The organism is Comamonas sp. (genome assembly GCF_036666375.1).
GTDB lineage: Bacteria > Pseudomonadota > Gammaproteobacteria > Burkholderiales > Burkholderiaceae_C > Comamonas.
In genome coordinates this window covers 1-5510 of the sequence record NZ_JAVWWA010000183.1, presented here as the reverse complement: position 1 = coordinate 5510, position 5510 = coordinate 1, and the positions used below count along the sequence as shown (strand labels likewise).

Below are 5510 nucleotides of genomic sequence, written 5' to 3'. Positions count from 1 at the left end.
CCGACGGACTGCACGGCGGCGCCGACCCGGGCCGCGATGGCGTGGCGCTGCGCACCGCCATCAGCCGCTGATCAGGACTCCCGGCGCGCCGTCAGGCCGGGAGCTTCAAAGGCCGGGGCCATGCCCACCCAGCCCATACATAAAATTGATGTAGGTCATAAATCCCATAGAGATTGCCCTGTTTCTGTGGTCGGAAAGTAACCAGTTGCAATCGATGCTCCACAATGCCTTGGCCGCTTGGGGGCCTGTGCGCGGGCGGCATTTGGTGCGAACTCAGCAAAGGATCAGTGCCTTCTTTCTGCTCCTGACGACGTGCACGCTACTGGACGGCGAATATCGATATGACCGAGTCTGTAAGCACGCAGCCCTGGGGCGGGCTGGCGGTGGATGCCGATGGCAATGTGTATCTCAACGCCGTCAAGCTTGATCTGGCTCCCAAGGAGATGGCCGTTCTGCACCGCCTGCTGCTGCGCTGGCCCCACGTGGTGCGCAAGGACGAGTTCCAGCAGCACATCTGGGCTGGTCGGATGATGTCGGATGAAAGCCTGGCGCGCTGCGTGGCGCGCGCGCGCAAGGTGCTGGGCGCGGTGCCGGGGCTGTCCATCAAGGCGCTCTACGGCCAGGGCTACAGCGTGGAACGCTGCGGCGACATCGGTACCGTCCATACGCCGGTGCCGCTGCATCAGACGGCCTTCCATCGACGGTTGATGGACATTGCCCAGGCACCCTCGCGGCTTGCCGAGACGGTGTCGCATTGCGAAAGCCTGATCCACCTGCGCACCCGCTTCTCGCTGCAGCAGTCGGAGCAATTGCTGCGCGCGGTGCTGCAGCAGGATGGCAACTATCTCGCGGCGCGCTTGCATCTGGCCATCTGCCTGGCCGCGCAGGTGACTTCTGGCATGGCCGATGGCCGCCCGCACACCGACGAGGGTCTGCGCCTGCTGGCGCCGGCCATGGAGCGCGGCACACCGGGCAGCGGCCTGATCTCCGCCCATGCGCATTTGCTCGACTGCAGCTGGCGCTTTGCCGAGGCCCTGCCCCTGCACCGACGCGCATTGCAACTCGCGGCCGACGATGCCGCGACGCACTACAACCACGGCTGGCATCTGCTGGCGCAGGGCCGGCGCGAGCCGGCCGTGGCGGCACTGCAGACGGCGCACGCGCTGCGCCCGTTTTCCGTCGCGATATCCATCATGTACGCGCGCGCGCTGTTGGCGCTGGGGCACATGGACCGCGCGGTCGACGTGGTGGCCGACATGTGCGCGCGTTTTCCGGACAGCGCTGCGGCCAATCTCTACTGGATCTCGCTGCAGGCCGCGCAGGCGCCCAGCGCCGCGTTGACCGAGCGCGCTCGGCAGGTGCGCGTGGACTGCCTGGCCTGGCCGCTGTGCAACTCGAATCTCGCGTACATCCACGCGCGCTGCGGCGACCACGCGGCGGCCTGGCGCTCTATCCGCGCCCAGGACGACGAAGGCCCCACGCTGCGGCTTTCGCATGTCGCGGCACTGTTGCTCCTGGGCGAAGTGGACGATGCCTTCGAGCGCATCGAGCAGGCATACGCGGCGCGGGTCAGCATTCTGCCGCTGCTGCTGCATTTGCCCGAGATCCACGGCGCCGTGCTGGCCGACGCGCGCGGGCGCAGCGTGCTCAAGCGCATAGGGCGCGGACAGTCGCCATCGCAGAAATCATCTTTCGATCAGGATTGAACGCGCCCCGCTTCATACACTGCCGTCCAGCTCGTTCAGTGTGGGCCCTTGTTGCGCCATGTTTTGACTGGCCGACTCGTCTTTGCCCATGCGGGTCGCAACCAGAATTTCTCCCAAGTGAACAGTTTCATGCGCGTCAGCCACGACCCCTACGTGGTGGCGGCTTCCTTTGCGATCGCCTTGCTCGCGTCCTATGTGACCCTGGATCTCGCCCGGCAGGTGCGCAGCCCCGGCCACCAGGGCCGGCTTGCCTGGTGGGCCGCAGGCTCGGTGGTCATGGGCACGGGCATCTGGTCCATGCACTTCCTGGGCATGCAGGCCTTCGTGCTGCCGATTCCGGTGGGCTTCGATGGCGCGCTGACGCTGCTCTCCTGGCTGGCAGCCGTGGCGGTGTCGGGCCTGGCGCTGCATCTTGCCAGCGGCAGGCGCGCCCCGCGCCGCGACCTGGCACTGGGCGCCGTGGTCATGGGCCTGGGCATCAGCGGCATGCACTTCATCGGCATGGGCGCCATGGAGATGACGCCGGCCATCGTCTGGGACTGGGCGCTGGTCGCGCTTTCCGTGCTGATTGCCATCCTGGCCTCGGCCACGGCATTGTGGCTTTACGCGGCGTTTCGCCAGGCCAGGCGCGCCCGGCGGTTTGCGGTACAGCTGGGCGCCGCGCTGGTGATGGCGCTCGCCATCTGCGGCATGCACTACACCGGCATGGCCGCGGCCAGCTTCAGCGTAGGCTCAGTATGCCGCAGTGCCGGCGAACTCAACGGCCCGGCGCTGACCGCGCTGGTGCTGATGGCCTCCGTGCTGCTGCTGATCAGCATGCTGTTTGCCTCGGTGCTCGATGCGCGCCTGCAAAGCACGGCACTGCGGCTGACGCAGTCGCTGCAGGACAGCAACCTGAGGCTGCAGGCGGCCAACGACGAGCTGCAAAAGCGCGCGCTGTCGGACGCGCTGACCGGCCTGCCCAATCGGCTGCATTTCGAGGACCGGCTGCGGCTCGCGCGCCAGCGGCTGGAGCACGCGCAAGGCAGTCTGGCCGTGCTGTTTGTCGACCTGGATGGCTTCAAGCCCATCAACGACTCGTTTGGCCACGCCGCGGGCGATCACATCCTGCGCAGTGCCGCCGAACGGCTGCAGCAGGCGGTGCGGGCGCCGGCCATGGTGGCGCGCGTGGGCGGCGATGAATTCCTGATCCTGCTCGAAGGCATCGCGGGCGAGGCCGAGGCGGTGGGCGTCGCGCAGCGCGCGCTGGCCGCGCTGTCCCAGCCTTTTGGCGTGGCCGAAAAGACCGTGCAGATTGCCGGCTCGATAGGCTTGGTCACCTATCCCGGGACGGGCGACGCCGGCAAGCTGGTGGCCAACGCCGATGCCGCCATGTATGCCGCCAAACGCGCCGGCGGCGCGCGCTGCGTGGTTTTCGAGCCGCACATGGAGTCCGACGCCGCCTGGCAGCTGGCGCTGCAAAACGAGCTGCGCGGCGCCGCCGCGCGCGGCGAGCTGATGCTCCACTACCAGCCCAAGATCGACGGCAAGCAGGGCCGCAGCAGCGGCGTCGAGGCCCTGCTGCGCTGGAACCATCCCGTGCACGGCACCCTGGGCCCGACCATGTTCATCGGCCTGGCCGAGCGCTTCGGACTGATAGGCGAACTGGGCAACTGGGTCATCCATGAAGCCTGCCGGCAGATGGCCGAATGGGCCGCCCAGGGGCTGCACATGCGCGTGGCGGTGAATCTCTCGGTGCACCAGTTGCGCGAAACCGACCTGGCCGAGCGCATAGAGGACGCGCTGCGCACCCACGGGATCGATGCCGCGCAACTGCTGTGCGAGATCACCGAATCGGTCGCCATGGAGGATCTGCGCGCCACCCAGCACACGTTTGAAGGGCTGGCGCGCATCGGCGTGTTCCTGTCCATCGATGACTTCGGCACCGGCTACTCGAGCCTCAACTATCTGCGCCAGCTGCCGGCCCGGCAGCTCAAGATCGATCGCAGCTTCGTCAGCGACCTCGAGCACAGCGCACAGGCGCGCGCCGTGGTCGGCGCGGTGGTGAAACTGGCGCATGCGCTGGGCATGCGCGTGGTCGGCGAAGGCGTGGAGACCCGGGCCCAGCACGACATGCTGCGGGCCGTCGACTGCGACGAGTTCCAGGGCTTCTACTTCGCCCGCCCCATGTCCGCTGCCGCGCTGATGGCCTGGCTGCAGGCGGACCAGCCGCTCGATGCCGGCGACGGCAGCGCCCAGACCCCGCAACACCCGCCCCAAGGCCGCTGAGCCTTACAACCCAAGGTCACTTCATGCGTGTTATCCGTTCCCTCCTGGCTCGACTGGGCCTGCGCGCCGAGCGCAGCGGCCCCCAGATGCAGGCGCTGTACCGCAGCCAGGCCGTCGTCGAATTCGATGCGCGCGGGCATATCCTGCAGGCCAATCCGCAGTTCCTGGAACTGACGGGCTACAGGCTCGATGCGCTGCGCGGGCGCCCGCAGCGCATCCTGCTGGACCCGGCGGCCTGCGACGAAGCCGCGTATCGCGCGTTCTGGGCGCAGCTCGAATCCGGCAAGGCCTTTGTCGGGCGCTGCTGCCACTTGGCGGCCGCCGGCCACCCGGTCTGGCTGCAGGCCAATTACTGCCCCGTGCTTGACGGCAGGGGCCGTGTGCGGCGGGTGGTGATGTACGCCATGGACATCTCGGCAGAAGTGCTGCGCGACGCCGAAGCCGCCAGCCAGCTGGCCGCCGTGGGCGAGGCCCAGGCGGTGATCGAGTTCGGCCTGGACGGGCGCATCCTGCGCTGCAACCGCAATTTTCTCGACGCGCTGGGCTATGCATCGGAGCAGGAGCTGGTCGGCAAGCACCACAGCATGTTTGTCGCGCCCCAGGAGCGGCACAGCGCCGACTACGCGGCATTCTGGGCGCAGCTCGCCCAGGGCCAGCAATACCAGGGCCAGTTCCGGCGCGTGGGGCGTCGCGGCAACGATGTCTGGATCGAGGCGAACTACAGCCCCGTGCTGGACCCGTCGGGCCGGCCTTTCAAGGTCGTCAAATACGCCACCGACATCACCGCCCGCTTCGAGGCCACGCAGCTGGTGCAGGCGGCATTCGAACAGCTGCAGCAGCTGGTGCGCGACAGCGTGGCGCAGGCGCGCGACGCGCATGGCCAGGCCAGGGAGGTCGCCCGCATTGCCCAGCAGGGCGACACGACGCTGGACAACGCCGTCGATGCGATGTCACGCATCATGGCCGACTCCCGGCGCATAGGCGAGATGGTCGGGCTCATTGACGGCATTGCCTTCCAGACCAATCTGCTGGCGCTGAACGCGGCCGTCGAGGCGGCGCGCGCCGGCGAACATGGACGCGGCTTTGCCGTGGTCGCCAACGAGGTGCGCAGCCTGGCGCAGCGCAGCGCCGATGCAGCCAGGGAGGTCAAGACGGTCATAGGCCACTCGACCGATTCGGTGCAGCAGGGCGTGGCGCGCGTCAACGAATCCGGCGACATGATGCGCCAGATGCTGGCCTCGGCGGCGCGCGCCAGCGACATCATGGACCAGATCATCCAGGCCTCCAACGCCCAGGACGCGCGGCTGGGCGACACGCGCGCGGCGGTGCTGCAGCTGCAGAACGCGGTGCTCCAGCGCTAGGAATGCGCTGCGGCTGGGCTGCCGGACCATGCCGGCTGCGCCGCGAAATATGCCGCCATGGTCTTGAGCAGCCCCGTGATGTCGTTGCGCACCGCCGCGAAATTGGCATTGCGTTCGCGTGATTCCTCGTCCATGTAGATCGGGCGGCGGATCTCGATCTGCATGCTGTGGCGCT

Annotated in this window: 3 protein-coding genes; all 3 read left to right on the top strand. The window is 68.1% G+C overall.

Going from position 1 to position 5510, the window contains the following annotated elements:
- Positions 1 to 341 precede the first annotated feature (341 nt).
- On the top strand, positions 342 to 1706 hold the full coding sequence (locus RR928_RS24120; protein ID WP_332549004.1) for a tetratricopeptide repeat protein: 1365 nt from the start codon (positions 342 to 344) through the stop codon (positions 1704 to 1706).
- Between the two features lie 129 nt (positions 1707 to 1835).
- Positions 1836 to 3974 carry a putative bifunctional diguanylate cyclase/phosphodiesterase gene (locus tag RR928_RS24115; RefSeq protein ID WP_332539737.1) on the top strand — a complete coding sequence of 713 codons (2139 nt, stop codon included), beginning with the start codon at positions 1836 to 1838 and terminating at the stop codon, positions 3972 to 3974.
- Between the two features lie 23 nt (positions 3975 to 3997).
- Positions 3998 to 5335, top strand: coding sequence for a methyl-accepting chemotaxis protein (locus tag RR928_RS24110; RefSeq protein ID WP_332539738.1), 1338 nt, complete (start codon positions 3998 to 4000; stop codon positions 5333 to 5335).
- Positions 5336 to 5510 lie beyond the last annotated feature (175 nt).